General features: G+C 71.3%; 22 protein-coding genes. 14 read left to right on the top strand and 8 right to left on the bottom strand.

What is annotated here, in order from left to right; genetic code table 11:
• Position 1: 1 nt before the first annotated feature.
• The 9 genes from AB0C12_RS02900 (at position 2) to AB0C12_RS02940 (ending at position 11,002) form a co-directional block, all read left to right on the top strand.
• Positions 2-904, top strand: coding sequence for an alpha/beta hydrolase (locus AB0C12_RS02900; RefSeq protein ID WP_360543484.1), 903 nt, complete (start codon positions 2-4; stop codon positions 902-904).
• Between the two features lie 23 nt (positions 905-927).
• A complete protein-coding gene (locus AB0C12_RS02905; protein WP_360543486.1) occupies positions 928-2,682 on the top strand; it encodes an acyl-CoA dehydrogenase in 1,755 nt (584 codons plus the stop codon).
• On the top strand, positions 2,673-3,446 hold the full coding sequence (locus AB0C12_RS02910) for a glycerophosphodiester phosphodiesterase (RefSeq protein WP_360543488.1): 774 nt from the start codon (positions 2,673-2,675) through the stop codon (positions 3,444-3,446). Before AB0C12_RS02905 ends, AB0C12_RS02910 begins: the two co-directional genes overlap by 10 nt.
• Positions 3,447-3,535: 89 nt before the next feature.
• On the top strand, positions 3,536-6,082 hold the full coding sequence (locus AB0C12_RS02915; RefSeq protein WP_360543490.1) for an alpha-L-arabinofuranosidase C-terminal domain-containing protein: 2,547 nt from the start codon (positions 3,536-3,538) through the stop codon (positions 6,080-6,082).
• Complete coding sequence (locus tag AB0C12_RS02920; RefSeq protein ID WP_360543492.1) at positions 6,079-7,467, top strand: family 43 glycosylhydrolase; 1,389 nt, start codon at positions 6,079-6,081, stop codon at positions 7,465-7,467. The genes AB0C12_RS02915 and AB0C12_RS02920 overlap by 4 nt, the downstream gene beginning before the upstream one ends.
• 25 nt (positions 7,468-7,492) lie before the next feature.
• The gene (lpdA, locus tag AB0C12_RS02925; protein WP_360543494.1) at positions 7,493-8,893 is read left to right on the top strand and encodes a dihydrolipoyl dehydrogenase; all 1,401 of its coding nucleotides are present in this window, start codon (positions 7,493-7,495) and stop codon (positions 8,891-8,893) included.
• A 90-nt stretch (positions 8,894-8,983) separates the two neighbouring features.
• Positions 8,984-9,640, top strand: a complete 657-nt coding sequence (locus tag AB0C12_RS02930) for a hypothetical protein (RefSeq protein ID WP_360543496.1) — start codon at positions 8,984-8,986, stop codon at positions 9,638-9,640.
• A complete protein-coding gene (locus AB0C12_RS02935; RefSeq protein ID WP_360543498.1) occupies positions 9,624-10,193 on the top strand; it encodes a TetR family transcriptional regulator C-terminal domain-containing protein in 570 nt (189 codons plus the stop codon). Before AB0C12_RS02930 ends, AB0C12_RS02935 begins: the two co-directional genes overlap by 17 nt.
• A gap of 14 nt (positions 10,194-10,207) precedes the next feature.
• Positions 10,208-11,002, top strand: a complete 795-nt coding sequence (locus AB0C12_RS02940) for a PmoA family protein (protein WP_360543500.1) — start codon at positions 10,208-10,210, stop codon at positions 11,000-11,002.
• On the opposite strand, the gene AB0C12_RS02945 is transcribed toward AB0C12_RS02940, so the two are convergent.
• The 8 genes from AB0C12_RS02945 to AB0C12_RS02980 all read right to left on the bottom strand — a co-directional run bounded on the left by AB0C12_RS02945 (position 11,003) and on the right by AB0C12_RS02980 (position 20,118).
• Entirely contained in the window at positions 11,003-11,821 is an 819-nt protein-coding gene (locus tag AB0C12_RS02945; RefSeq protein ID WP_360543502.1) for a hypothetical protein, read from the bottom strand. It abuts the gene before it with no gap.
• Between the two features lie 83 nt (positions 11,822-11,904).
• A complete protein-coding gene (locus AB0C12_RS02950) occupies positions 11,905-12,285 on the bottom strand; it encodes a hypothetical protein (RefSeq protein WP_360543504.1) in 381 nt (126 codons plus the stop codon).
• Positions 12,286-12,299: 14 nt separating this feature from the next.
• Positions 12,300-13,262 carry a hypothetical protein gene (locus tag AB0C12_RS02955; RefSeq protein WP_360543506.1) on the bottom strand — a complete coding sequence of 321 codons (963 nt, stop codon included), beginning with the start codon at positions 13,260-13,262 and terminating at the stop codon, positions 12,300-12,302.
• A 173-nt stretch (positions 13,263-13,435) separates the two neighbouring features.
• Positions 13,436-14,587: a Gfo/Idh/MocA family oxidoreductase gene (locus AB0C12_RS02960; RefSeq protein WP_360543508.1), complete on the bottom strand. Its 1,152-nt coding sequence runs from the start codon at positions 14,585-14,587 to the stop codon at positions 13,436-13,438.
• Complete coding sequence (locus AB0C12_RS02965; RefSeq protein ID WP_360543510.1) at positions 14,584-16,074, bottom strand: mannitol dehydrogenase family protein; 1,491 nt, start codon at positions 16,072-16,074, stop codon at positions 14,584-14,586. The genes AB0C12_RS02960 and AB0C12_RS02965 overlap by 4 nt, the downstream gene beginning before the upstream one ends.
• The gene (locus AB0C12_RS02970) at positions 16,065-17,366 is read right to left on the bottom strand and encodes an enolase C-terminal domain-like protein (protein ID WP_360543512.1); all 1,302 of its coding nucleotides are present in this window, start codon (positions 17,364-17,366) and stop codon (positions 16,065-16,067) included. Before AB0C12_RS02970 ends, AB0C12_RS02965 begins: the two co-directional genes overlap by 10 nt.
• Positions 17,363-18,766, bottom strand: a complete 1,404-nt coding sequence (uxaC, locus tag AB0C12_RS02975) for a glucuronate isomerase (RefSeq protein WP_360543514.1) — start codon at positions 18,764-18,766, stop codon at positions 17,363-17,365. Before uxaC ends, AB0C12_RS02970 begins: the two co-directional genes overlap by 4 nt.
• 32 nt (positions 18,767-18,798) lie before the next feature.
• Entirely contained in the window at positions 18,799-20,118 is a 1,320-nt protein-coding gene (locus AB0C12_RS02980) for a Gfo/Idh/MocA family oxidoreductase (RefSeq protein ID WP_360543516.1), read from the bottom strand.
• Positions 20,119-20,357: 239 nt separating this feature from the next.
• Here AB0C12_RS02980 and AB0C12_RS02985 point away from each other — a divergent pair, with 239 nt between their 5' ends.
• The 5 genes from AB0C12_RS02985 (at position 20,358) to AB0C12_RS03005 (ending at position 25,159) form a co-directional block, all read left to right on the top strand.
• Entirely contained in the window at positions 20,358-21,410 is a 1,053-nt protein-coding gene (locus AB0C12_RS02985; protein ID WP_360543518.1) for a LacI family DNA-binding transcriptional regulator, read from the top strand.
• A gap of 5 nt (positions 21,411-21,415) precedes the next feature.
• Positions 21,416-22,753 (top strand): ABC transporter substrate-binding protein, encoded by a 1,338-nt coding sequence (locus tag AB0C12_RS02990; RefSeq protein WP_360543520.1) that lies wholly within the window; start codon positions 21,416-21,418, stop codon positions 22,751-22,753.
• 113 nt (positions 22,754-22,866) lie between these two features.
• Positions 22,867-23,748, top strand: a complete 882-nt coding sequence (locus tag AB0C12_RS02995) for a sugar ABC transporter permease (RefSeq protein ID WP_360544910.1) — start codon at positions 22,867-22,869, stop codon at positions 23,746-23,748.
• A complete protein-coding gene (locus tag AB0C12_RS03000) occupies positions 23,748-24,578 on the top strand; it encodes a carbohydrate ABC transporter permease (RefSeq protein ID WP_360543522.1) in 831 nt (276 codons plus the stop codon). The genes AB0C12_RS02995 and AB0C12_RS03000 overlap by 1 nt, the downstream gene beginning before the upstream one ends.
• Positions 24,575-25,159, top strand: a complete 585-nt coding sequence (locus AB0C12_RS03005) for a DUF624 domain-containing protein (protein WP_360543524.1) — start codon at positions 24,575-24,577, stop codon at positions 25,157-25,159. Before AB0C12_RS03000 ends, AB0C12_RS03005 begins: the two co-directional genes overlap by 4 nt.
• Positions 25,160-25,183: the final 24 nt, after the last annotated feature.

The following is a 25,183-nucleotide window of genomic DNA, read 5'->3' on the forward strand; positions in this document are numbered from 1 at the left end:
CATGCCCGTCGTCGCGCCCGTCGGAGCCACCATCCCCGGCGTCACCCACCATGTCGCCGACGTCAACGGCGCCCGGCTGCACTACGTCTCGGCCGGGACGACCGGCTCCGCGATCCTGCTCGTGCACGGGTGGCCGGAGACCTGGTGGGCCTTCCACAAGCTGATCCCACTGCTGGCCACGACGCACCGGGTCTTCGCCGTCGACCTGCGCGGGTTCGGTGACTCGGGCACCGCCGACGGCGACTACGACGACGCCACCGCGGCCGAGGACCTGCACCACCTGACCGGGCAGCTCGGCGCCGGACCGGTCCACCTGCTGTGCCAGGACATCAGCGGCGGCCTCGGTTTCCGCTTCGCCGCCACGCATCCCGACGATGTCCTGAGCCTCACCGCGGTCGAGTCCACCCTGGCCGGCTACGGGCTGGAGAGCCTGGCCGACGTCAACCACGGCGGCTCGTGGCACGTCGGCTTCCTCGCCGCCCCGGGCATCCCGGAGATGCTCCTGCCCGGCCACGAACGGCGGCTGCTCGCCGACTGGGCCTACCCACAGATGACCGCGGTCGAGGACGCCGTCACCGAGGCCGACATCGACGAGTTCACCCGGTCGTACGCACGCCCCGGCGGCTGGCGCGGCACGGCCGGTCTCTACCAGGCCGTCTTCGCCGACGCGGGCAGCACCCGGGCCCTGGCCGAGGAGCGTCCGCTGACCATGCCGGTGCTCACCGTCGACGCGTTCAGCGCGCCGTTCACCGAGCAGACCTTCCGCCAGGTGAGCGCGGGCGAGCTCACCGCCGTACGCCTCGAGGGCGTCGGCCATTTCGTGGCGCAGGAGGCCCCCGAGGCACTCGCCGGCGCCGTGCTGGACTTCGTGGCGCACGTCGACAACGGCCGCCGGGCCGGCTGAACGGCTGACGCTAGGGTGGGCTGATGGCGTCCAACATCCTCTCGCAGCGCGACCTCGAGTTCCTGCTCTACGAGTGGCTCGACGTGGCCGGGCTGACCGCCCGGCCGCGCTTCGCCGAGCACTCCCGCGAGACGTTCGACGCCTTCCTGGAGGTCTCCGCGCAGATCGCCGAGCGTGAGTTCGCGCCCCACAACCGGCGCAACGACGCCGAGGAGCCGCGCTTCGACGGCGAGCGGGTGCACATCATCCCGGAGGTCAAGGCCGCGCTGGCCGCGTTCAACGACTCCGGGCTGCTGGCCGGGTCGATGGACGAGGCGGTCGGCGGGCTGCAGCTGCCGCACGTGGTGGCCCGGGCCTGCTTCGCCTGGTTCCAGGCGGCCAACATCGCCACCTCGGCGTACCCGCTGCTGACCATGGCGAACGCCAACCTGCTGCTCACCCACGCCGCGCCCGAGCACGTCGCCCGGTTCGTGGCGCCCATGCTGGAGGGCCGCTTCACCGGCACGATGTGCCTGTCCGAGCCCCAGGCCGGCTCCTCGCTGAGTGATGTCACCACGCGGGCGGTGCCGGCCGGTGACGGGAGCTACCGGGTCACCGGCAGCAAGATGTGGATCTCCGGCGGCGATCACGAGCTCAGCGAGACGATCGTGCACCTGGTGCTGGCCCGGGTCGCCGGGGCACCGGCCGGGGTCAAGGGCCTGTCGCTGTTCATCGTCGGAAAGCACCTGGTCGGCGACGACGGCCGGGTGGGCGCGCGCAACGGCGTGGAGCTGGCCGGGCTCAATCACAAGATGGGCTTCCGGGGCACGACCAACGCGGTGCTGTCGTTCACCGACAGCGAGGCGTATCTGGTCGGTGAGGAGGGCCGCGGCCTGGCCTACATGTTCCAGATGATGAACGAGGCGCGGATCGGCGTGGGCGCCGGCGCGGTGGCGCTGGGCTACACGGGCTATCTGCACGCGCTGGCGTACGCGCGCGAGCGCCTGCAGGGCCGCCCGGTGGCCGGCAAGGATCCGGTCGCCCCGCCGGTGCCGATCATCCGGCACCCGGACGTACGCCGGATGCTGCTGGCGTCCAAGACCTACGTCGAGGGCGGCCTGGCCCTGGTCCTGTACGCGGCCAAGCTCGTCGACGAGCAGGAGACCGGTGACCCCGCGGCCGCCGCCGAGGCGCAACTGCTGCTGGACGTGCTGACGCCGATCGTCAAGGCGTGGCCGTCGCAGTGGTGCCTGCTGGCCAACGACCACGCCATCCAGGTGCACGGCGGCTACGGCTACACCCGGGAGTATCCGGTCGAGCAGTTCTACCGCGACAACCGGCTCAACCCGATCCACGAGGGCACCGACGGCATCCAGGGTCTGGACCTACTGGGCCGCAAAGTGGTCATGCGCGACGGGGCCGGGCTCAAGCTGCTGGTCCGCACGATGCGCGAGGCCGCCGGGCGCGCGCCGGCCGAGCTCGCCGACCATGCCCGGCTCCTGGAGGCGGGCTGCGAGCGGCTGGCCGAGGTCACCGGCAAGCTCTGGTCGGACGGCGACCCGGAACGAGCGCTGGCCAACTCCACCGCCTACCTGAACGCCGCCGGCCACCTCGTCATCGCGTGGATGTGGCTGGAGCAGGCGAGCGCCGCCGCCGGCCGGGAGGGTCGGTTCTACGACGGCAAGCGCCTGGCCGCCCGCTACTTCTTCACCCATGAGCTGCCCCGCACGACGGCCTGGTTCGAGCTGCTGGAGAGCGGGGACACACTGCTGGCCGAGCTGGACGACGCGTGTCTGTAGGGGCCCGGCTGCCCTTCCTGGACTCCCCCACCCCGCTGGCGTTCGCCCATCGCGGCGGGGCCGCCGCCGGCGACGAGAACACGGCGGAGGCGTTCGCGCGGGCGATCGCTCTGGGCTTCCGGTACGTCGAGACGGACGTGCACGCCACGGCGGACGGCGTACCGGTGGTCTTCCACGACGCCTCGCTGGAGCGGCTCACCGGCACCGCGGGCCGGGTGGCCGACCTGCGCTGGGCCGACCTGGCGACGCTGCGGATCGGCGGGGCGGGCGCGGTGCCCCGCCTGGACGAGGTGCTGGCCGCCTGGCCGCGGATCCGGTTCAACATCGACGTCAAGGCCGACACCGCGACGGGTCCGACGGTCGACGTGATCCGGCGTGGCGACGCCGCGGACCGGGTGCTGCTCGCCTCGTTCAGCGATGCGCGACTGGCCCGGGTGCGTGCGCTGGCCGGCCCGCGGGTGGCGACCTCGCTGGGCCGGGGCGAGGTGGCGCGGCTGCGGCTCGCGTCCTGGGCGGGCACGCCGCTGCGGCTGCCGGCCTCGGCGGTCGCGGCCCAGGTCCCGACCCGCCACGGCCGGGTGCCCATCGTGGACCGGCGGTTCCTCACCCGGGCGCACCGGCTGGGTCTGCAGGTGCACGTCTGGACGATCGACGATCCGGCGGAGATGGGCCGCCTGCTCGACCTGGGCGTGGACGGCATCATGACCGACCGCCCCGAGGTGCTGCGCGAGGTCTTCACGACTCGCGGACTCCCGCTCTCATAACAACAAGTTCAGTTACGAAAGCATTGACGGTGTGTTATGCGTCGAAGATAATCGGCCTGCGTTGTTAACGTTCACATAGGAGGACGCAGATGTCCCCGTACCGTGCGCTCCTCGGTCTCGCGACCGTGACGGTGCTGCTCGCCACCGTCGGCGGCGCGGCGCCGGGCCTGGCTCAGGCCCCGGCCGCCGCCCCGCCCGACTACACGATCACCGTCGACCGGGGGGCCACCGGACCGGAGATCGCCGACTCCATGTACGGCGTCTTCTTCGAGGACATCAACTTCGCGGCGGACGGCGGCCTCTACGCCGAGCTGGTCCGCAACCGCTCCTTCGAGTTCCTCCCGGCCGACAACGCCGCCTACCAGGGGCTGACCGCCTGGACGCCCGGCGCGGAGGGCGGCGGCGCGGGCACGGCGAGCACCGTCGACGACGCGGCCCGGCTCAACGAGCGCAACCGCACCTACCTCAAGCTGGCGCTGACCAACCCGGCCGGCGGGCGCTACGGCGTCACGAACGCGGGCTACAACACCGGTTTCGCGGTGACCCGCGGAGCCACGTACGACTTCTCGGTCTGGGCCCGCAGCGACTCCCCCGCCGGCACACCGCTGTCGGTGACCCTGCGCGACACCGCCGGCCGGCCCCTTGCCGCGCCGGTCTCACTCACCGTCCGCGGCGACGCGTGGACGCGCTACCCGGCCACCGTCCGGGCGACCCGCACCACCGACGCCGGCCGGCTGGCCGTGCTCGCCGGCGGCACCGGCACCCTGCGCCTGGACATGGTCTCGCTGTTCCCCCGCGACACCTACCAGGGACGCCCCAACGGCCTGCGCAAGGACCTCGCCGAGAAGATCGCCGCGCTGCGTCCCGGCTTCGTGCGCTTCCCCGGCGGCTGCCTGGTCAACACCGGCAGCATGGCCGGCTACGACGCGGCGGCGAACTACCCGCGGGCGCGCTCGTACCAGTGGAAGGACACGGTCGGGCCGGTCGAGACGCGGGCCACCAACGCCAACTTCTGGGGCTACAACCAGTCCTACGGGCTGGGCTACTACGAGTACTTCCAGTTCTCCGCCGACATCGGGGCGATGCCGCTGCCGGTGCTGCCGGCGCTGGTCACCGGCTGCGGGCAGAACCGGGCGACCGACGACCCGGCGCTGCTGCAACGCCACATCCAGGACGCCCTCGACCTGATCGAGTTCGCCAACGGGCCGGTCACCTCGACGTGGGGCAAGCTGCGCGCGCGGATGGGCCACCCGAAGCCGTTCGGGCTGACCCACGTGGCCGTGGGCAACGAGGAGAACCTGCCGAACGAGTACTTCGCCAATTTCCTGAAGTTCCGCGAGGCCATCGCCGCGAAGTATCCGCAGATCGTCGTGGTGAGCAATTCCGGGCCGGACGACCAGGGCGCGACCTTCGACAACCTGTGGGCCAAGAACAAGGCCGCCGGGGTCGCCATGGTCGACGAGCACTACTACAACAGCCCGGCCTGGTTCCTGGGCAACAACAAGCGCTACGACTCGTACGACCGCAACGGCCCGAAGGTCTTCCTCGGCGAGTACGCGTCCCTGGACAACAAGCTGGCCAACTCGCTGGCCGAGGCGTCGTACATGACCGGGCTGGAACGCAACGCCGACGTGGTCAAGCTGGCCTCGTACGCCCCACTGCTGGCCAACATCGACCACGTGCAGTGGAAGCCGGACCTGATCTGGTTCGACAACGACGAGTCCTGGGGCTCGACCAGCTACCAGATGCAGAAGCTGTTCATGACCAACGTGGGTGACCGCGTGGTGCCCAGCAGGTCGACCGGCAAGGTGGTCCAGCCCGAGCCCATCACCGGAGCCGTCGGCCTCTCCACCTGGGCCACCGCCGCCACGTACGACGACGTCAAGGTGACCGCCCCGGACGGCGAGGTGCTGTTCAGCGACGACTTCTCCGGCGGTGCCGGGCAGTGGACGCCGGTGGAGCCGCGCGGCTCCTGGTCGGTCGTCGACGGCACCTACCGCCAGACCGACACGGCCGCGCAGGACACCCTGGTCAAGGCGGGCGACATCACCGCCACCGACTACGACCTGACGCTCAAGGCCACCAAGCAGGCCGGCGCCGAGGGCTTCCTGGTCGCGTTCGGCGTGCAGCCCTCCGGCGAGCTCTACTGGTGGAACCTGGGCGGCTGGAACAACACCCAGGGCGCGATCCAGAAGGGCGCCGGCGGGTCCAAGGAGATCGTGCTGGCCAAGCCCAACTCGATCACCACCGGGACCACGTACGACATCCGCATCGAGGTCCGCGGCACCCAGGTGCGGCTGTTCCTCAACGGGGCCGAGTGGGGCAGCTTCACCGACGACCAGGTGACCGAGCCGTTCGCCCAAGTGATCACCCGGGACGACGCCACCAGGGAACTGATCGTCAAAGTGGTCAACGCGCAGGACGCGCCGGCCGTGACCACGGTGGACCTCGGCGGGCGCAAGGTGGCCCGGCAGGGCCGGATGACCGTGATCACCGGCGACCCGCAGGAGCAGAACACCCGCTCCGCCGAGCCCATCCAGCCCGTCACCACCACAGTCGATGGTCTGTCGTCGACATTCACTCGGACCTTCGCCCCGAACTCCGTGACCTTCCTGCGTATCCGGGAGACCTCGTGAACCGTCGTACCCTTCTTGTCGGCGGCGTGGGCCTGGGCGTCACCCTGGCCGCCTCCCCGGCGGAGGCCCGCAAAGCCCGTACCGATGCCCAGATCTCCGGCGTGACCACCCGCGATCCGCTCATTGAGCAGCGCGCCGACCCGTTCATCACCCCACGGCACCGGGGCCGTTACTACTTCACCGGCTCGGTGCCCGAGTACGACCGGGTCGTCGTCCGCGGCGCCACCACCATCGACGGGCTGGCCACCGCGGCCGAGTCGGTGGTCTGGCGGCGCCCGGCGACCGGGAGGATGGGCGGCCACATCTGGGCGCCGGAGCTGCACCGCATCGACGGCAAGTGGTACATCTACTTCGCCGCCGGCGACTCCGACGACGTCTTCCGGATCCGGATGTACGTGCTGGAGTCGGCACTGGCCGACCCCACCGACCCGGCCGGCTGGACGCTCAAGGGCCAGATCGCCACCGAATGGGAGAGCTTCTCGCTGGACGCCACCACCTTCGCCCACCGCGGGCGGCGCTACCTGGTGTGGGCCCAGAGCGAGCCGGAGATCGCGGTCAACACCAGCCTCTACATCGCCGAGATGAGCTCGCCCTGGGCGCTGAGGACCAAGCCCACCCGGATCGCCACTCCCACGAAGAGCTGGGAGATCCAGGGCTTCAAGGTCAACGAGGGCCCGGCGGTGCTGATCCGCAACGGGCGGATCTTCATGACCTTCTCGGCCAGCGCCACCGACGCCCGCTACTGCATGGGCCTGCTGACCGCGGACGCCCGCGCCGACCTGCTGGCCCGCTCGTCGTGGACCAAGAGCCCGGACCCGGTCTTCGTGACCCGGCCCGAGACCGACCGGTACGGCCCCGGCCACAACAGCTTCACGGTGGCCGAGGACGGCGTCACGGACGTGCTGGTCTACCACGCCCGCGACTACCGCGACATCACCGGTGACCCGCTCTACGACCCCAACCGGCACACCCGGGTCCAGCGCCTGTACTGGCACCCGGACGGCACGCCGCTGTTCGGCGTACCGGTCGGCGCCGGCGGCCCGATCGTGCGGCTGTCCCCCGCCGACGCCCCGCGGCAGTTCGTCACCCACGACGGCACCGCGCTGGTGGTCCGCCCGCCGGACCACGCGCTCGCCACGACCCAGTTCCGCTTCGTCCCCGCCACCGGCGACGTCGAGCACCTGCAGTCGGTGGACTTCCCCGACCGGCACGTGCGGGTCGTCGACGGCGTGGTTCTCATCGAGGCGGGCACACCGACCGGCTTCCGCCGGGTGCCGCGGGGCCGCGGCGTCCACCTCCAGCTGGCCGACGACCCCACCCGCTACCTGCGCCACCGCAACGGGGTGGTGGTGACGGGCGCCGCGTCCGTCTTCCTGCTCAGCTGACCCACCCTGCGCGATACTTGAACACATGAGTGAGCACTACGACCTGATCGTCCTCGGCGCGGGTCCCGGCGGCTACGTCGCCGCGATCCGCGCCGCCCAGCTCGGCCTGCGGACCGCGGTGGTGGAGGAGAAGTACTGGGGCGGCGTCTGCCTGAACGTCGGCTGCATCCCGTCGAAGGCGCTGCTGCGCAACGCCGAGCTGGCGCACATCTTCCACACCCAGGCCAAGACCTTCGGCATGAGCGGGGACGTGAGCTTCGACTTCGGCGTGGCCTTCGACCGCAGCCGTACGGTCGCCGACGGCCGGGTCAAGGGCGTGCACTACCTGATGAAGAAGAACAAGATCACGGAGTACGACGGCCGGGGCGTGTTCCGCGACGCCAACTCCGTCGACGTGACGCTGAGCTCCGGCGGCACCGAGACGCTGACCTTCGACAACGCGATCATCGCCACCGGCTCGACGGTGCGCCTGCTGCCGGGCGTCGAGCTGAGCGACAACGTGGTGACCTACGAGACCCAGATCATGGACCGCGACCTGCCGTCCTCGATCGTCATCGTCGGGGCCGGCGCGATCGGCATGGAGTTCGGCTACGTCCTGAAGAACTACGGCGTGGACGTCACCATCATCGAGTACCTCGACCGGGCCCTGCCCAACGAGGACGCCGACGTCTCCAAGGAGATCACCAAGCAGTACCGCAAGCTCGGCATCCCGATCCTGACCTCGGCCAAGGTCGAGACGGTGACCGACCAGGGCTCCTCGGTCGTGGTCAGCTACACCGCCAAGAACGGCAAGCAGGAGACCATCGAGGCGGACCGGGTGATGATGTCGGTCGGCTTCGCCCCCCGCGTCGAGGGCTACGGCCTGGAGAACACCGGGGTCAAGCTCACCGACCGCGGCGCGATCGAGATCGACGACCACATGCGGACGAACATCCCCCACCTGTACGCGATCGGCGACGTCACCGCGAAGCTCCAGCTCGCCCACGTCGCGGAGGCGCAGGGCGTGGTGGCCGCCGAGACGATCGCCGGCGCGGAGACGATGACGCTGGGCGACTACCGGATGATGCCGCGGGCGACGTTCTGCCAGCCGCAGGTGGCCAGCTTCGGCCTGACCGAGCAGCAGGCCCGCGACGAGGGCTACGACGTCAAGGTGTCGACGTTCCCGTTCACCGCGAACGGCAAGGCGCACGGCCTGGCCGAGCCGACCGGCTTCGTCAAGCTGGTCGCCGACGCGAAGTACAAGGAGCTGCTGGGCGGCCACCTGATCGGCCCGGACGTCTCGGAGCTGCTGCCGGAGCTGACGCTGGCCCAGAAGTGGGACCTGACGGCGAACGAGCTGGCCCGCAACGTGCACACCCACCCGACGCTGAGCGAGGCCCTGCAGGAGGCGTTCCACGGCCTCACCGGCCACATGATCAACCTCTGATCCGCGACGAGGCCGGTCCCGCCCCCGGGCCGGCCTCTTCCCGGCCGCTTTTATATTGCAGTCGTATTGTCAAACGGGTAGCCTGGGATCATGCAGGTTCTCCCGCTCCTCCGCCGGGCCGCCACCACAGAGGCGGCGATGTGGCGCAGCATGTATCTGTGGGCCCGCCGCAAGCCCGTGACCCCGGCCCCGGGCGACCAGGCGTTCAGCTACCTCGGCGTGGTCACCCCGATTCTCGGCGTCTTCATCGGCCTCTCGGTGGTCGAGATCCCGATCCTCGACCTGATCATCCGCAAGGTGGTGCCCTGGGCGCCGGCCCGCTGGATCATGCTGGCGATCAGCGTCTGGGGCCTGCTGTGGATGATCGGCCTGTTCGCCAGCCTGAAGATCAACCCGCACATCGTGGGCCCGGCCGGGATCCGGGTGCGGATGGGCGCGGCCCACGACCTCACCGTGCCGTGGACCGACGTCGCCACGGTCAGCAAGGCCTACCGCACGTTGCCGTCGAGCAAGTCGGTGCAGGTCGAGCCGGACGGCGACCGCACGGTGCTCAACCTGCCGACCGGCAGCCAGACCGCCGTCGACATCAGGCTGCGCCACCCGGTGAGCTACCCCCTGCCCAAGGGCCCGTCCGAGCCCGCCGACGAGCTCCGGATCTACGTCGACGACCCCGACGGTTTCGTACGGGCCTGCCGGCAGGCGACCGGCGCCGAGCATGCGACCATGCGCCATGCCCAAGAAGGTTGATCCGGAGGAACGGCGCCGGCTGATCGCCGACGCCCTGATGCGCGTGGCCGCGGACCAGGGCCTCGAATCGGTGAGCCTGCGCCACGTGGCCGCCCAGGCGGGTGTGTCGGCCGGGATGGTGCAGCACTACTTCAGCAGCCGCGACGAGATGATGTCCTTCGCGCTGACGGTCGTCCGCGAACGCAGCCAGCGCAAGGTCACCGAGGCGCTGGCCGGGCTGGGCGCCGACCCGCCACCGCGGCTGCTGCTGCGCACGATGATCGCGGCGCTGCTGCCGCTCGACGACGAGAGCCGCGACAACGGGCGGGTGGCGCTGGCCTTCCTGGCGTACACGGCGGTCCGCCCGGCCGCGGCGGCCGAGCTGCACGACGACACCGCCCAGATGGTCGACTTCGTGGCGGGCATGCTGAAGGTCCCGGACCCGGTCGGCGCCGCGGCGAGCCTGCTGGCCCTGATGGAGGGACTGGGCATCTACGTGCTCGGCGGCCAGTACCCGGCCCAGCGGGCGTTGCAGGCCCTCGACGCCCACCTGGACCTGCTGTTCCCGGCCTGAGGTAACGTCCGGTCATGCGCCTGGCAGTGGGAGACGTCGATGTCGCCGAGTACGTCACGGAGCCGGAGGTCGACCCGCTGAACGGCCCGCGGCCGTACCTGCACCCGGTGCGCACACTGGCCGGCGTACCGGTGACGGACGTCCTGCCGGAGGACCACCAATGGCACCTGGGCGTCTCGGTCGCGATGCAGGACGTCAACGGCGTCAACCTGTGGGGCGGCCGCACCTACGTGCGCGACCAGGGCTACACCTGGCTCGACGACCACGGCCGGATCATCCACGCCCAATGGCTGGCGCAGGCGGCCGACAGCTTCAGCGAGCGGCTGCTCTGGCTCGGCCCGCAGGACGAGACCCTGCTGACCGAAACCCGGACGGTGGCGGCCCGGGCGGTCCCGCTGGGCTGGGAGCTCTCCTTCTCGTACGAGCTGAGCACGATCCAGCCGGTGACCCTCGGCAGCCCGGCCACCAACGGCCGCCCGGGAGGCGCGGGCTACGGCGGCTTCTTCTGGCGTGCGACCCCCGGCCCGACCACGACCTTCACGGCGTCCCGGACGGGCGAGGACTCAGTCAACGGCAGCGACGAGCCGTGGGTGGCACTGACCGGCCCGGGCCCGTACACGCTGGTCTTCCGCGGCCTCAGCGACGACGACCGCTGGTTCGTCCGCACGGGCGCGGGCGGCTACAACGGGCTGTGCGCGGCCCTGGCCTTCGAGAAGACCGTCACGGTGACGCCGGACGCGCCGCTCTCCCGAAACCTGACCATCCTGGTGGCCGACGGCGCGCTGACCCGGGAGCAGATCACCGCTTGATCATGGCCGTGACTGCCGGCTCTTCGGCAACTTCAGTCCTTGCGGAACACCGCCGGCCACCAGCACCGGCGGCTTCGCGCCCAACTGGACCGCGGAGAGGTCAACCGTGGCACCGGCAAACTCCGCCTGATCGAGCCGGACTGTCGCACCATTGAAGCGCGCATTCCCGAAATCGATCCGCCCGCGGAAGTCGACGAATCCGCCGGTGAACTCCGCGAAGCCGAAATGTACTGTGGCCCCTTCGAACACAGCACCCCGGAAGTCGACTCGACCGGACTCGAACTCGGTGTACCCGAACCGGACCTGGCCGGCCGAGAAGTGGGAGCCGGTGAAGTCCCCGCCGTCGAACACCACGGTGGTGAAGTCGCAGTCGTGTCCCTGCCAGGACAAGGCCGCGTTCTGCCGCAGATGCGCGGCGATCACGCGGCCGATGGTGTGCCGGACCTCGCGGTCATGGGCCCAGGCCAGGGCGGCGGGTGCGTACACCCCGGCCAGCCGAACTGCTGCGTTCTCGTCGCCGAGCTGCGACGACGCGGTAGTGAAGCGTTCATTCAGGTGCCTGGCCTGTTCGCGGCGTTCGCGCTCCTTGTCCAGGGAGGCCCCGATCTCGGCCAACTGGTTGCTCGCCTCAGCGACGCGTTTCCGCCGGTAGGCCATGACGAGAGCGACTACGCCGCCGACGCCCGCGACCGCCGCGAACACTATCTTCAACAAGTCGAAGACGGTCTTTGGATCGACGGTTCGCGGCGCTTTGACGCCGGATATGCCGAACGCGGACAACCCCAGCCAGGTGAGGTCCTCACGACCGTCCTGTGGCATCCCGCGAGTGTAATGGCTCCGGCCGGCGGCCGGTCCACTCGCGAGCCCCCCGTGTCGCGGCGGGAACACCGACGACGCACTATTCATTCAGGCCGTATTTGTGGGGCCGGAATTCGAGGATCACCACTCGGAAATCTGTCTACGACCGCGGCGGCCGGCGCGATGCCGTCGGTCAGCAGGACCACCAGCTCGTCGAGCACGACCTCGAGGTCGTCGACCGTGGCCAGGTCGTAATGCTTGTTGACCATGCGGTCGTCGGTGAGCCGGACCGTGCTGAGTTCCGCCTCGCCGCTGACCCAGATCATGAGGTCACCGACCAGCTCGGCCGACTCGAACTCCGCCTGCACCACAGCCGGGGCCCGGTTCGGCAGCACCGGCCCGATGGTCCAGGCGAGTCCGAGCCGCTCCCAGGTCCCGGCCCGGGCGGTCAGGGCGGGGCCCAGCTCACGCAGCGGAAAGTCCACGCCAGGACTATCGGTCAGGGCCGGTTCCACCGCAACTGTTCGCAGGCCAGCGCCACCGCCGTGCCCGAGGTGGGGATTCTGGTCAGGCCGGCGTTCAGCTCGGTGTCGCTGCGGGCGTCGAGGTCGGCCGCGAAGGTCTGGTTGATGTCGTACAGGCAGGCGGCGTAGGTGAAGCTCGCCTCCTGGCCGTTGTCGCTGCCCACGTGGACCTTGCCGGACCACCGGCTGCCGCTGACCAGGCCCTTCGAGCCCGGGTAGTGCCGCCCGTCCGGCGCCTGGACGAACAGCATCAGCTGGTGTCCGGCGGCCAGGGCACCGCTGAACGCACCACCCAGCGCCATGATCTTCTCCGAGGTCTCGCACGACGACGGTGTGCAGCTCATCGACGCGGACACCGCCGCCTTCCTGATCGGTGCCTTTGTCGAGGGCCGGGACGTGGGCCTGGAAGTGACCTCTCGCGCCGCCGGCTGTTCCTGCGGTGCTCCGGGTATGACCACAGGGTCGACGATCGCGGTGGCTGTGGGCTTCACCTTCTTGCCCGGGGTGGCGACGACCGACCGGCTCGCCGGCGGGCCGGACCGGGACGGATCCGGCGCGGCTGCCTCGGCCGGCGCGGGTTCGCTCTTCAGCCGGTCGGAGAGCCCGATGCCGGCGAGCGTGCCGCAGACGATGACCGCGCAGGCCGCGGCTATCACCCGCGGCAAGGATTCGCGGTACTTCGCCTGCCCGGGGCCGAACAGGGCGATCAGGCCGAGCACGACGATCACGATGTTGACGACGAAGAGCAGGTCGCTGCGGGCCAGGGTGGCGACCTGGGCGACGTTGGCGAACACGCCCAGCAGCTGCGGGATCGCCGTCGCGCCCGCGGCCGTGGCGACCACCCCGGCGATGGCGGTGCTGGCCGGCGCGGCTCCCCCGCGTACGGGCGGCTGACCGTCCGGCGCGGCCGGGTCCTCGACGTCGACTGCCCTTCTCACGATGCGCACGCCCTCTCAGCGGTGAAGGCCACCGGGGGCGCCGGGGCCATCACCTGATACGTCCGCACCGGCGATCCGGTCGAAGATCACCCGGCTGGGCGGCGAATCTCCCTATCGGACATCCGACAGAAGGGCGCGCGGCGGTCGCCGGGGTGTTGGAGCGCCGGCTGTGATCAGTGGCCCGGCACTTCCACCGTGTACGCCGGCACCGCCCACGCCACCCCCGACTCGGACGGCAGCTTGAGCGTCTCCGCCGCCTCCCGCAACACAGCGTTGACGCCCGGGATCACCTGCACCCGTTCCGGCCCGGAGCCCACCGCCGCCAGGAACGCGTCGTCGATCAACGCCGGCGGGGCCGCCCCCGGCCCGGTCAGTGCCTGCACCACCGCGGTGAACGCCGCCGTCCGTTCCAGCGGGGCGACCAGCGCGACCCCGGACCGGTCCCGCCGGTGCGCCACCAGGTTCTCCAGCAGGTCGATGCGGCCGGCCGGCGCGGTGATCCCCGGCAGGTCCAGGCGGTCGGTCGGGTACTCCAGGGTGGAGCGCCCGGCCGCTCCCGTCACGATCACCTCGCCGGCGATGAAGTCCTCCCCCGCCAGCGTCGCCGCCGCCATCATCCGCAGCCCGCCGCTGAAGGTGATCCGGGCGAACGCCGTGTCGTCCACCTCGATGTCGCGGGTGCGGTACCGCTCGGCCTCCAGCAGCGCCGGCTCGCCCGCGCCCGCCGCGGCCGCCACCGCGAGGCTCTGCATGACCGCGTGGGCCAGCGGGTTGACCAGTGCCCCGTCGAGCACCGGGCGGCCGTCGACCACCCGGCGCCCGGACCAGGGCGCGCGGGCGTAGTAGGCGTCGTCGCGCCGCCATGACGCGACAGTGGCCACGCTCTCGACGGCGCCGAGGCGCTCCGCGCGCACCGCGTCGAACAGGGTCTGCGCGGCCAGCGAGCCGAGTGCCTGGAAGCCCACCTGGCACGACCGGCCCGAGGACAGCACCGCCGCCTGCAGGGTGGCGTGCGCCTCGACCGTCGGCACCGGCGGCTTCTCCAGCAGCAGGTCGCAGCCCGCCGCCAGGGCGTCGAGGGCGATCGGCAGGTGGGTGTGCGGCGGCGTGCAGATCACCACGACGTCGGGGGTCGCGGCCGCGAGCAGCTCGCGGTGGTCGGTGAAGACCGCCACGCCGGGTGGGACCGGTGGGTCCGGGTCTATCGGCTGTACGTCGGCCAGCGCCACCAACCGCACCGACCCCGTCCGCTCCAGCTCGGCGATCCGCCGCCGGTGCGACCGCCCATGCCCGTTCGCGCCGATCAACGCCACTGTCGCCGTCATGCCGCACCTGCCAAAGTCGCCTCGACACCGTGTCTGTCCAGCGCGGTCAGCCATTCGACGACCAGCGCTCGTACCGTCTCGTCGGCGGACAGCGGCGCCGGAAACACCGTGCCCAGCCCGAACAGCGCCTCGGCCACGCCCGCCGGGGTGGACTGCGCGGCGGCCAGCCGTTCGCGGATCCGGTCCGCCAGCGGGTCGTCGAGCGGCAGCGCCCGCCCGTCGTCCGCCGTGCCCTGCACGTAGCGCATCCACGCCGCGACGACCAGGGCCGCCCAACGGGGTGATGCGCCGGCCGCGCGCCGGTCGGCGATCGTGTGCAGCACGCGCTGCGGCAGCTTCTGCGTGCCGTCCATCGCCACCTGCCGGGTGCGGTGCGCGATGGCCGGGTCGGCGAACCGGTCCAGCACCGAGTCGCCGTAACCGACGACCGAGACGCCGGGCGGCGGCTCGAGGCTGCCGGCGACGTCCTCGGCGACGAAGCGGGTCATCGCCGCGCGCATCCCGGGGATCTCCAGCGCGGCGGCGATGGTCTCGCGCCCGGCCAGCGCCCCGAGGTACGCCACAGCCGAGTGCACCCCGTTGAGCGTACGCAGCTTGAGCCGTTCCCACGGTCCGGCATCGTCGGTCAGCACCGCACCGGCGAGCTCCCAGGCGGGCCGCCCACCGGGGAAACGGTCCTCGATCACCCACTGCCGGTACGGCTCCCCGTGCACCGCCGCCAGGTCCCGCGCACCGAGCGCGGTGGCTGCCAGCTCCAGCGTCGCCGGCGTGCTCGCGGGCACGATCCGGTCCACCATGGACCCGGGGAACGTCACGCTCGCGCCCAGCCACTCACCGAAGCCGGTCGAGTCCCCCGGCACGAGCTCCCGGGCCTGGTCGACCAGGCTGCGCACCCGGCGCCCGTTCGCGGGCAGGTTGTCGCAGCTGAGCACCGCGATCGGACCGGCGTCGGCGCGGCAACGGGCGAGCAGGCCGCGCAGCAGCAGTCCGGGGATCGTCACCGGCGCCCGGTCGGTGCTCAGGTCGGCCCGCAGGTCGGCGTCGACCGTGAGCCGGCCGGTCGACGGGTCGAGCCGGTAGCCCTTCTCGGTGACGGTCAGCGTCACCACCCGTACCGCTGGATCGGCCAGCAGGGCGACCACCGCGCCGGGATCCGCCGCCGCATGCCGCACGCCCGCCAGGGCGCCGACCACCCGGGTGCCGGCGCTCGGGCCGGACATCGTGGTCACGCTGAACAGCCGGTCCTGGGCCCAGAGGTCGGCGACGATCCGCGCCGAGCGCGGCGCCACACCGATGATGCCCCAGTCACCGCCGGCCGCGGCGATCGCCTCCTCGGTGTAGACCGCCTGATGGGCCCGGTGGAAGGCGCCGAGACCGAGGTGCACGATCCCGGCCGGGACGTCGCCGGGGCGCACCAGCGGACGGCTGCGCGCCGGCAGCCGGGCCAGACCGGCCAGCCCGAGCAGCGGCGTGGTGGTCACCGCCATGCCGGTCCGCCGGGGAAGGAGAACTCCGCGATCGAGGCGGGACGCATGGTGGCGCTGTAACCGGGCTGGTCCGGTAGCAGGTAGCGGCCCTCGCGGGTGCGTACCGGATCCTCGAAGTGCTCGTGCAGGTGGTCCACGTACTCGATCATGCGGCCCTCCAGGGCCGTGCCGACCCGCAGGTAGTCGAAGATCGCCACATGCTGGACCAGCTCGCACAGCCCGACCCCGCCCGCGTGCGGGCAGACCGGGATGCCGAACTTGGCCGCCAGCAGCAGTTCAGCCAGCACCTCGTTGACGCCGGCGACCCGGCAGGCGTCGACCTGCATGACGCCGATCGCCTGGGCCTGCAGCAGCTGCTTGAAGATCACCCGGTTGGCGGCGACCTCACCGGTCGCCACCCGGCAGGCGCCGCCGGTGAGCCCGTCGACGGCACGCCGGATCCGGGCGTGGCCGAGCACGTCGTCGGCGTGCGTCGGCTCCTCGATCCAGTACGGGCCGAACGCGGCGAGCCGGGTCATCGCGGCGATCGCCTCGTCGACGTCCCACACCTGGTTGGCGTCCATCATCAGCAGCGCCTCGGGGCCGATCTCCTCGCGGATGATGCCCGCCCGCCGGACGTCGTCGTCGAGGTCACCGCCGACCTTCATCTTCATGGCCCGCCAGCCCTGGTCGTACGCGGTCCGGGCCAGCGCCCGCACCTTGTCGTCCGGGTAGCCCAGCCAGCCCACCGAGGTCGTGTACGACGGGAAGCCGTCGCGGGCCACGTCGGCGAGGCGCTCGGCCAGGCCCACCCGGCCCTTGTCGAGGATCGCCGCCGCCTCGGCCGGGGTCAGCGCGTCGCTGATGTGGTGGAAGTCGACGCAGGCGACGAGCTCCTCGGTGGACATCTCGGCGAGCAGCTGCCACAGCGGCGCCCCGGCGGATTTGGCCCGCAGGTCCCACACCGCGTTGACCAGCGCCCCGGTGGCCAGCTGGAGGACGCCCTTCTCGGGCCCGAGCCAGCGCAGCTGCGGGTCCGCGGTCAGGCTCCGGACGAACGCGGCCGGCCCGGCGGCCAGCTCGCTCAGCGTCCGCCCGACCACGTGGTGGCTCAGCGCCCGGACCGCCGCGCAGGTCAGCTCGTTGCCGCGGCCGTTGGTGAAGGTGAAGCCGGCACCGGCGTGCGGCCCGTCGGTGCGCAGCTCCACGTACGTGGCCGAGTAGTCGCCGCGGTTGACGGCATCGGAGCCGTCGCCGGTCCGCGACGTCGGGAACCGGACGTCGTGCACCTCGACCTCGACGATCCTGGTCACAGCCGGAACACCTGCTTCGGCAGGTGGTAGGCGAGGTCGGCGATGGTCTCGGCGGCCTCGTCCAGCGGCAGCCGCTCCTCGGCGACCAGCCGGGCCAGGTACGCCGCGTCGGCCCGCCGGGCGACCTCGTGCCGGACCGGGATCGAGCAGAAGGCCCGGGTGTCGTCGGTGAAGCCCGCGGTGTTGTAGAAGCCGGCGGTCTCGGTGACCGCGTCCCGGAACCGGCGCAGCCCGTCCGGGGAGTCCAGGAACCACCAGGGCGCGCCGAGGTAGAGCGCGGCATATCCACCGGCGAGCGGAGCCAGCTCCCGGGTGAAGGTGTCCTCGTCCAGGGTGAAGAGCACCACCCGCAGCCGGGGATCGTTGCCGTACGCGTCGAGCAGCGGTGTCAGGGCGTGCACGAAGTCCGTGGCCTGCGGGATGTCGCCGCCGACGTCGCGGCCGTGCCCGGTGTGCAGGCTCTTGTTGTGGTTGCGGACGGCACCGGGGTGCAGCTGCATGACCAGCCCGTCCTCGATCGACATCCGGGCGAACTCGACCAGCATGTGGGCACGGAACTCCTCGGCGTCGGCCGCCGAGGCGCGCCCGCGCAGGCCGCGTTCGTACAGCCGGGCGGCTTCGGCGGCGGGGAGTCGCACCGTACGGGCGGTGAGGTGCCCGTGGTCGGAGGAGGTCGCGCCGGCGGCCTTGAACGCCTGCCGCCGGGACCACAGCGCAGCCAGGTAGCCCCGGTAGGTCGTGGTGTCCTCGCCGGTCAGCTCGCCCAGCCGGGCGATCCGTCCGGCCCAGCCCTCGAACTCCATGTCCACCACGTCGTCGGGGCGGAACGTGGTGATCACCCGGCCCCCGGGGCCGCCCCAGCCGTCGGCCTCGAGCTTGGCGTGCCGGGTCAGCTCGTCCAGCGGCGACTCGGTGGTGGCCAGCACCTCGATGCCGAATTTCTCGAACAGCGCCCGGGGCCGGAAGGCGGGCTCGGCGAGCTTGGCGGCGATCTCGTCGTAGATCGCGTCGCCGGTCGCCGGGCCGAACCGGGTGGTCACCCCGAAGACCGAGGCGAAGGTGCGTTCCAGCCAGAGCCGCGACGGCGTGCCGCGGAACAGGTGCCAGTTCTCCGCGAGCAGCCGCCAGATCGCGCGGGGGTCGGTCTCGACCGGGTCACCGGTACGGCTGGGCACGCCCAGTCGCGCGAGCGGGATGCCCTGGCTGAGCAGCATCCGGGTGATGTAGTGGTCCGGGACGATGATCAGCCGGGCCGGGTCGGGGAACGGTTCGTCCTCGGCGAGCAGGCCGGGATCGACGTGGCCGTGCGGCGAGATCAGCGGCAGGCCGGCCACGAGCGCGTAGAGCTCACGGGCGATGTCGCGCTGGCGGGGTTCGGCCGCGAACAGCAGGTCTGACATGGACACCTCGTCGGGAGTCTGGACAGGTCGGGTCAGGGCAGGTCGAGCAGGTCGGCCACGCGGACCGGGGATCCGATCTCGATGGAACGGTTCGCGGCGAGACCGGTGAGCAGGGCGAGCGCACCGTCGCGGGCGGTGGCGGAACGCTCGAGCGGGTCCTTGGCCGCGCCGAAGAGCACGTCGGTCATCCGCGAGTCGGCGCCGCCGTGCCCGGACCGCGAGTACCCAGCCGGCAACGGCAGCTCACGCGGCGGCGCCCAGAACGGCCGGAGGGTCAGCGTGGCCCGGCCCTGTTCCTCGGCCTCGGTCACGCCGTGGATCGCGGCCCCCTTGACCTCGCCCGCCCCCGCCGCGCTGACGTGGTCGCTCTCGACCACCTCCAGCTCCAGCCGGCCCCGGCTGCCGTTGACCATCAGCCGGTAGCCCTCCCAGGGCGCGTACGCGGTCAGGTGGTACGTCATCGTGGCGCCGGTGTCGTAGCGCACCAGCACCGCCATGTCGTCCTCGATCGTCACGCCGGGCGCGAAGACGTTCTGGTCGCGCCGGTAGCCGTCGTCGGCCTCGGCGTCGAGGTACAGCTCGCGCAGCCGCGGGTTGTCCCGCAGGCGCAGGGCGAACGGGTCACCCTCGGCAGCCGGGGCGTCGTGGGCACGCTCGTAGTCGCGGGCGTAGCCGTGGCGTTGCCCGGCCTCGCCGTAGAAGAAGAGCCGGCCGTCGGCGTACACCTGGGCCGGCTCGGCGCCGAGCCACCAGTTGACCAGGTCGAAGTGGTGGCCGGACTTGTGCACGAGCAGGCCGCCGGAGTTGGCCTTGTCGCGGTGCCACCGCCGGAAGTAGTCGGCGCCGTGCCGCACGTCGAGCAGCCATTCGAAGTGCACGGACCCGATCTCGCCGAGCTCACCGGCGGCCAGCACCTCACGGACGGCCTCGTGCAGCGGGTTGAAGCGGTAGTTGAACGCCACCTGGACCCGTTTGCCGGTGCGCTCGACCGCGTCCAGGATCCGCCGGCAGCCCTCGGCGTCGACCGTCATCGGCTTCTCGGTGATGACGTCGCACCCGGCCTCCAGCGCCGCCACCACGTAGTCGGCGTGCGTCCGGTCGACGCTGGTGACCAGCACCTCGTCGACCCGTTCGGCGGCCAGCATGGTGGTGAACTCCGCCGCCGGGTACGTGGGCACCGCCGGTACGCCCAGCCCGGTCAGCCAGCGGTTGTGCGCCGCCATCCGGCTCGGGTTGACGTCGGCCAGGGCGACCAGCTCGGCCGTGCCGGCGTGGTCGACGGCCAGGGCCCGCAGGAACATCTCGGCCCGGGCCCCGGCACCGACCAGTGCGTAGCGCCGTCGTGCGTCCACCGCGTCTCCTCACTGCAAACGTTTGCAGCAGAACTAAACACGTCGATCGCTCGCCGTCAAGAATTCAGGGCGGCTACGTCCGCTTTTATGCTAATCCGCAACCGTGACCTGGACCTGCAATGCGGACAGCCGTCATGAACCTGCAACAAAAGGCCGTTGACACAGCTACAACCGTTTGCATTAATTGGCCCCCAGAGTGACCCCGACCACAGGGCACCCCCATCGAAGGAAGGGCCGGCGTGCCAGCCACGATTCGCGACGTCGCACGGGAGTCCGGAGTCCACATCTCCACCGTCTCCCGCACGTTCTCGGCGCCGCACCTGGTCAACCCGGACACCCGTACCCGCGTGCTGGCCTGTGCCGAGCAGCTCGGCTACCGGCCCAACCGCGCCGCCCGGGCCCTGATCACCGGGCGCACCTACAACGTCGGCCTGATCGTGGCCGACATCGCCAACCCGTTCTTCCCGCCGCTGATCAAGGCGGCCGAGAGCCAGGCCCGGCAGCGCGACTACCACATCTTCGTCGCCGACTCCAACGAGGACGCCGCGGTCGAGGAGGACCTGGTCCGCGCCCTGGCCAAGCAGGTCGACGGCATCCTGCTGTGCAGCCCGCGGATGAGCAACAGCCTCATCGAGCTGCTCAGCCGGGAGGTGCCGCTGGTCGTGATCAACCGGCAGATCACCGGCCTGCCCACCGTCGTGATGGACGTGGCCCAGGGCGCCGGGCTCGCCGTCGACCACCTGGCCGGCCTCGGCCACCGCCGGATCGGCCTGATCGCCGGGCCGCGCGGCTCCTGGACCAGCAAGGAGATCCGGCGCTCGGCCGCGCTGGCCGCCCGAGCCGGCGGTGCCGAGCTGACCGTCATCGGCCCCAACCCGCCCACCGAGCACGGCGGCGCCGCCGTCGCCGAGCAGGTCCTGCGCAGCGGGGTCAGCGCCGTGCTCGCCTACAACGACCTCATGGCCATCGGCCTCATCGAGGGCCTGCACGCCCACGGCGCGCGGGTCCCGGCGGACATCAGCGTCGTCGGCATCGACGACATCGCGCTGAGCCGCCTCATCCATCCCAAGCTGACCACGGTGGCCACACCTGCCGCCGCCGCGGGAAGAGCGGCCGTCGACATGCTCCTCGCGCACGGAGACGACCGTCGTACCACTGCCCATGCGAGCCTTCAGACCGAGTTGGTCATCCGCGACTCGACGGGACCGGGCCCGGATCCGCACAGCCATGCGGATCCGGGCAACGCGGCTGCCGCCGCCCCCGAAGCTGTCGCCTCCTACGCCAAGGAGTGAGCACCATGTACCCGGACAAAGCCCCGCCGACGGACGTGCGAACCACGCGCCGCCACGGTACCGCGACCCGACGGCGGCTTCTCGCCGCGGCCCTGGTCATACCCCTGGCTCTCGGGGCCGCCGCCTGCGGCGGCGACGACGAGTCCAGCGATCCCAACAAGCCCGTCGAGCTGTCCTTCTTCTGGTGGGGCGCGGAGAACCGCGCCACGCTGACCGAGAAGGCGCTCAACCTGTACACCCAGAAACACCCGAACGTGACGTTCAAGAAGACCTGGCAGGCCAACCAGGGCTACTTCGACAAGCTGGCCACGCTCACCGCCGGCGGCAACGCCCCCGACGTGTTCCAGATCGACGACAACTTCATCGCCGAGTACGCCGGCCGCAACGTCACCCTCGACCTGACGCCGTACGCGGGCGACGGGCGCCTCGACCTGTCGAAGTTCCCGCCCGGCCTGAAGGACTACGGCGTCGTCGACGGAAAGCTCGCCGGCGTGGCCTTCGGCGAGAACACCCAGGGCCTGGTCTTCAACAAGACCCTGCTGGACAAGTTCAAGCTGCCCGCCCCCACCACGGGGATGAGCTGGGAGGACCACATCGCCTGGGCGGAGAACGTCTCCAAGGTCGCCAAGGTGCCCGGCACCCAGGACGCCAGCGCCGTCTACCAGGCGTTCTGGGTCTGGCTCCGGCAGCAGGGCAAGGACCTGTACAAGGGCAAGGAGCTCGGCTTCACCGAGCAGGACGTCACCGCCTGGTTCGACCTCTGGAAGGGCGCCCGGGACCGCGGCGCCACTCCCACCCCGGACGTCATCCACGAGGGCAACGCCACCGACATCAGCAAGCAGCTGGTGGTCACCGGCAAGGCCGCGACCTCATGGGTCTGGGCCAACCAGATGCCCGAGCTGAAGAAGAACACCAAGGACGAGCTCGGCGTGGTGGCGTACCCCGGTGACCAGAAGGCCCAGTGGGCACGCGCGTCGATGTACTTCTCGGTGTTCCGCGGCAGCCCGCACAAGGAGCAGGCCGTGGACGTGCTGAACTTCCTGGCCAACGACCCCGAGGCCGGCAAGATCCTGGGCACCGACCGGGGCCTGCCGTCCAACCTTGAGGTGCGCCAGGTGGTGGCCGACAGTGTCACCGACCCGAGCATGAAGCAGACCATCGCGGTGCAGACCGAGCTGGGCAAGACCTTCAGCTCGGCGCCGTCCGTACCGCTCAAGGGGCACAGCAAGGTGCGCAGTGAGCTGATCCGGATCGCCGAGGAGGTCCAGTACGGCCGGCAGACCCCGGCCCAGGGCGGCACCGCGTTCATCGCCGCGGCCAAGGCCGCGATCGGTCAGGGCTGACGACAGTCGTGACTACGGTGCGAACGGCCCAGAGCCGGATCGACCCCGCCGGCCCGGGCCCTGCCGACCAGCAGGGCCCGGGCCACCGGCGCGGGAAGCGGCACTCCGAGAATCTGCCCGGATACCTGTTCCTGTCCCCGTGGCTGATCGGGCTGCTCGCGATCACGGCTGTCCCGATGCTGCTCTCGCTCTACCTCAGCTTCACCGACTACGACGTGCTCACGCCGCTGTCGGAGGCGAACTGGGTGGGCTGGGACAACTACCGGCAGATGTTCACCTCGGACCCGACCTACTGGCACGCGGTCCAGGTCACCCTGACGTTCGCGCTGGTCGCCGTGCCGCTCAAGCTGGCGGCCGCGCTCGGCGTGGCCCTGCTGCTGAACCGGGCCATGCGCGGCATCGGCGTGTTCCGCGGCCTGTTCTACCTGCCGTCGCTGCTGGGCGGCAGTGTGGCGCTGGCCATCGTGTGGGTCAGCATGTTCAACCGCGACGGTGCCTTCAACTCGTTCCTGGGGTTGTTCGGCATCGAGGGCGCGCCCTGGGTCAACGACCCGCGGTGGGCCCTGCAGACCCTGATGCTGCTGGCCATCTGGCAGTTCGGCGCGCCCATGGTGATCTTCCTGGCCGGGCTCAAGCAGGTGCCGACGGAGCTGTACGAGGCCGCCTCGGTCGACGGCGCCGGGCGGTGGCGGCAGTTCCGCAACGTCACCCTGCCGATGCTGTCCCCGGTGATCTTCTTCAACCTGGTGCTGGAGACGATCAACGGCTTCCAGGGCTTCACGTCCGCCTTCGTGCTCAGCAACGGCACCGGCGGGCCGGTCGACTCCACCCTGATGTACACGCTGAACCTCTACATCAAGGGCTTCGTCGAGCTGGACATGGGTTACGCCTCGGCGATGGCCTGGGTGTTCCTGCTCGCGATCGGCCTGATCACGGTGGTGCTGTTCCGCACCGGCCGGTTCTGGGTCCACTACTCCGACGCCGAGGAGCACTGATGCGCGGCCGGCTGCGCCTGCTCGTCCTGATCCTGATCCTGCTGGTGGTGCTCTACCCGCTGATCTGGATGGTGGGCACGTCCTTCAAGTCACCCGAGGAGATCGCCAGCAACATCGGGCTGCTGCCGGAGAGCTTCACTCCCGGCAACTTCAGCTCCGGCTGGCAGAAGTTCGACGTCAACTTCGGCCGGTTCTTCCTCAACAGCGCGATGGTCTCCGGGCTGACCGTGCTCGGCAACACGGTGTCCTGCCTGCTGGCCGCGTACGCCTTCGGCCGGCTGCGGTTCCGGATGCGCAAGTTCTGGTTCTCGATCATGATCGCGACCCTGCTGCTGCCCGGGCACGTGCTGATCATCCCGCAGTACATCCTGTTCCGGAACCTCGGCTGGGTCGGCGGCGAGTGGCCGTACCTGCCGCTGCTGGTGCCGCAGTTCCTGGCCACCGAGGCGTTCTTCGTGTTCCTGATGGTGCAGTTCATGCGGGGCATCCCGCGCGAGCTGGACGAGGCCGCGAAGATCGACGGCGCGTCGCCGTACTCGATCTTCCAGCACGTCATCCTGCCGCTGAGCCGGCCGGCCCTGGTGACCACGGCGATCTTCTCGTTCATCTGGACCTGGAACGACTTCTTCCGGCAGCTCGTGTTCCTGTCGGAACTGCAGGACTACACGGCGCCGGTGGCGCTGACGCTGTTCATCGACTCGACGAGTGAGAGCTCGGTGGGGCCGATGTTCGCGATGTCGCTGCTGTCGCTGATCCCGGTGTTCCTGTTCTTCGTGGCGTTCCAGCGCATGCTCGTCGAGGGCATCAACACCAGCGGGCTCAAGGGATGAGGCGCGACTGGCGCGAGACCGTCCGGATCGCCACCGACCTGGCCCTGCTGGGCTTCCTGGTCACCCTGGCGGCGCTGCCGCTGGTCACGGCGGGCGCCGCGCTGGCGGCCGGCAGCGCGGCGGTGCACCACCACCTGGAGCACGACCGGTGGCCGACCGTCCGCGCGAGCTGGGCGACGTTCCGGCGCGCGCTGGCGCCCGGCCTGGTCGCCGGCCTGGCCGCCGCGACGGCGGCGCTGCTGGTGATCGTCGACGTGCTGGCCGTACGCAACGGCACCGTCCCGGGCGGCGCACCGCTGGTGGCCCTCACGGTGGCCCTCGCCGCCGCGGGTGCCGGCTACGGCGCGCTGGTCATCGTGGCGGTGGGCGCCGACCCGGAGCACAGCTGGCGGGCGGCCCTGGCCACGCTGCCCGGTCACGGCCGGGCGGCCGCGGCGGTGGGCGCGGTGGTCGTGCTGGCAGCAGTGCTCGCCGTGCTGGTGCACCCGGCGCTGGTGCCGGTGCTGACCGGGTACGCCCTCTTCGCGGTGCACGTGGTGACCCGGCGGATCGCCCCCGCGCAGCCACTGAACGCGGTGTGAGCCGTTCCGGCCCGGGGGCATCCA

Source organism: Actinoplanes sp. NPDC048967 (assembly GCF_040649415.1).
In the GTDB taxonomy this organism is placed as follows: domain Bacteria; phylum Actinomycetota; class Actinomycetes; order Mycobacteriales; family Micromonosporaceae; genus Actinoplanes.

Bases quoted from the DNA above. Each gene is read 5' to 3' on its own strand.
- AB0C12_RS03000 (WP_360543522.1), top strand. From the start codon at position 23,748: ATGCGCGGCCGGCTGCGCCTGCTCGTCCTGATCCTGATCCTGCTGGTG.
- lpdA (WP_360543494.1), top strand. From the start codon at position 7,493: ATGAGTGAGCACTACGACCTGATCGTCCTCGGCGCGGGTCCCGGCGGC.
- AB0C12_RS02915 (WP_360543490.1), top strand. From the start codon at position 3,536: ATGTCCCCGTACCGTGCGCTCCTCGGTCTCGCGACCGTGACGGTGCTG.
- AB0C12_RS02905 (WP_360543486.1), top strand. From the start codon at position 928: ATGGCGTCCAACATCCTCTCGCAGCGCGACCTCGAGTTCCTGCTCTAC.
- AB0C12_RS02930 (WP_360543496.1), top strand. From the start codon at position 8,984: ATGCAGGTTCTCCCGCTCCTCCGCCGGGCCGCCACCACAGAGGCGGCG.
- AB0C12_RS02945 (WP_360543502.1), bottom strand. From the start codon at position 11,821: ATGCCACAGGACGGTCGTGAGGACCTCACCTGGCTGGGGTTGTCCGCG.
- AB0C12_RS02935 (WP_360543498.1), top strand. From the start codon at position 9,624: ATGCCCAAGAAGGTTGATCCGGAGGAACGGCGCCGGCTGATCGCCGAC.
- uxaC (WP_360543514.1), bottom strand. From the start codon at position 18,766: ATGTCAGACCTGCTGTTCGCGGCCGAACCCCGCCAGCGCGACATCGCC.
- AB0C12_RS02900 (WP_360543484.1), top strand. From the start codon at position 2: ATGCCCGTCGTCGCGCCCGTCGGAGCCACCATCCCCGGCGTCACCCAC.
- AB0C12_RS02960 (WP_360543508.1), bottom strand. From the start codon at position 14,587: ATGACGGCGACAGTGGCGTTGATCGGCGCGAACGGGCATGGGCGGTCG.
- AB0C12_RS03005 (WP_360543524.1), top strand. From the start codon at position 24,575: ATGAGGCGCGACTGGCGCGAGACCGTCCGGATCGCCACCGACCTGGCC.
- AB0C12_RS02990 (WP_360543520.1), top strand. From the start codon at position 21,416: ATGTACCCGGACAAAGCCCCGCCGACGGACGTGCGAACCACGCGCCGC.
- AB0C12_RS02965 (WP_360543510.1), bottom strand. From the start codon at position 16,074: ATGGCGGTGACCACCACGCCGCTGCTCGGGCTGGCCGGTCTGGCCCGG.
- AB0C12_RS02940 (WP_360543500.1), top strand. From the start codon at position 10,208: ATGCGCCTGGCAGTGGGAGACGTCGATGTCGCCGAGTACGTCACGGAG.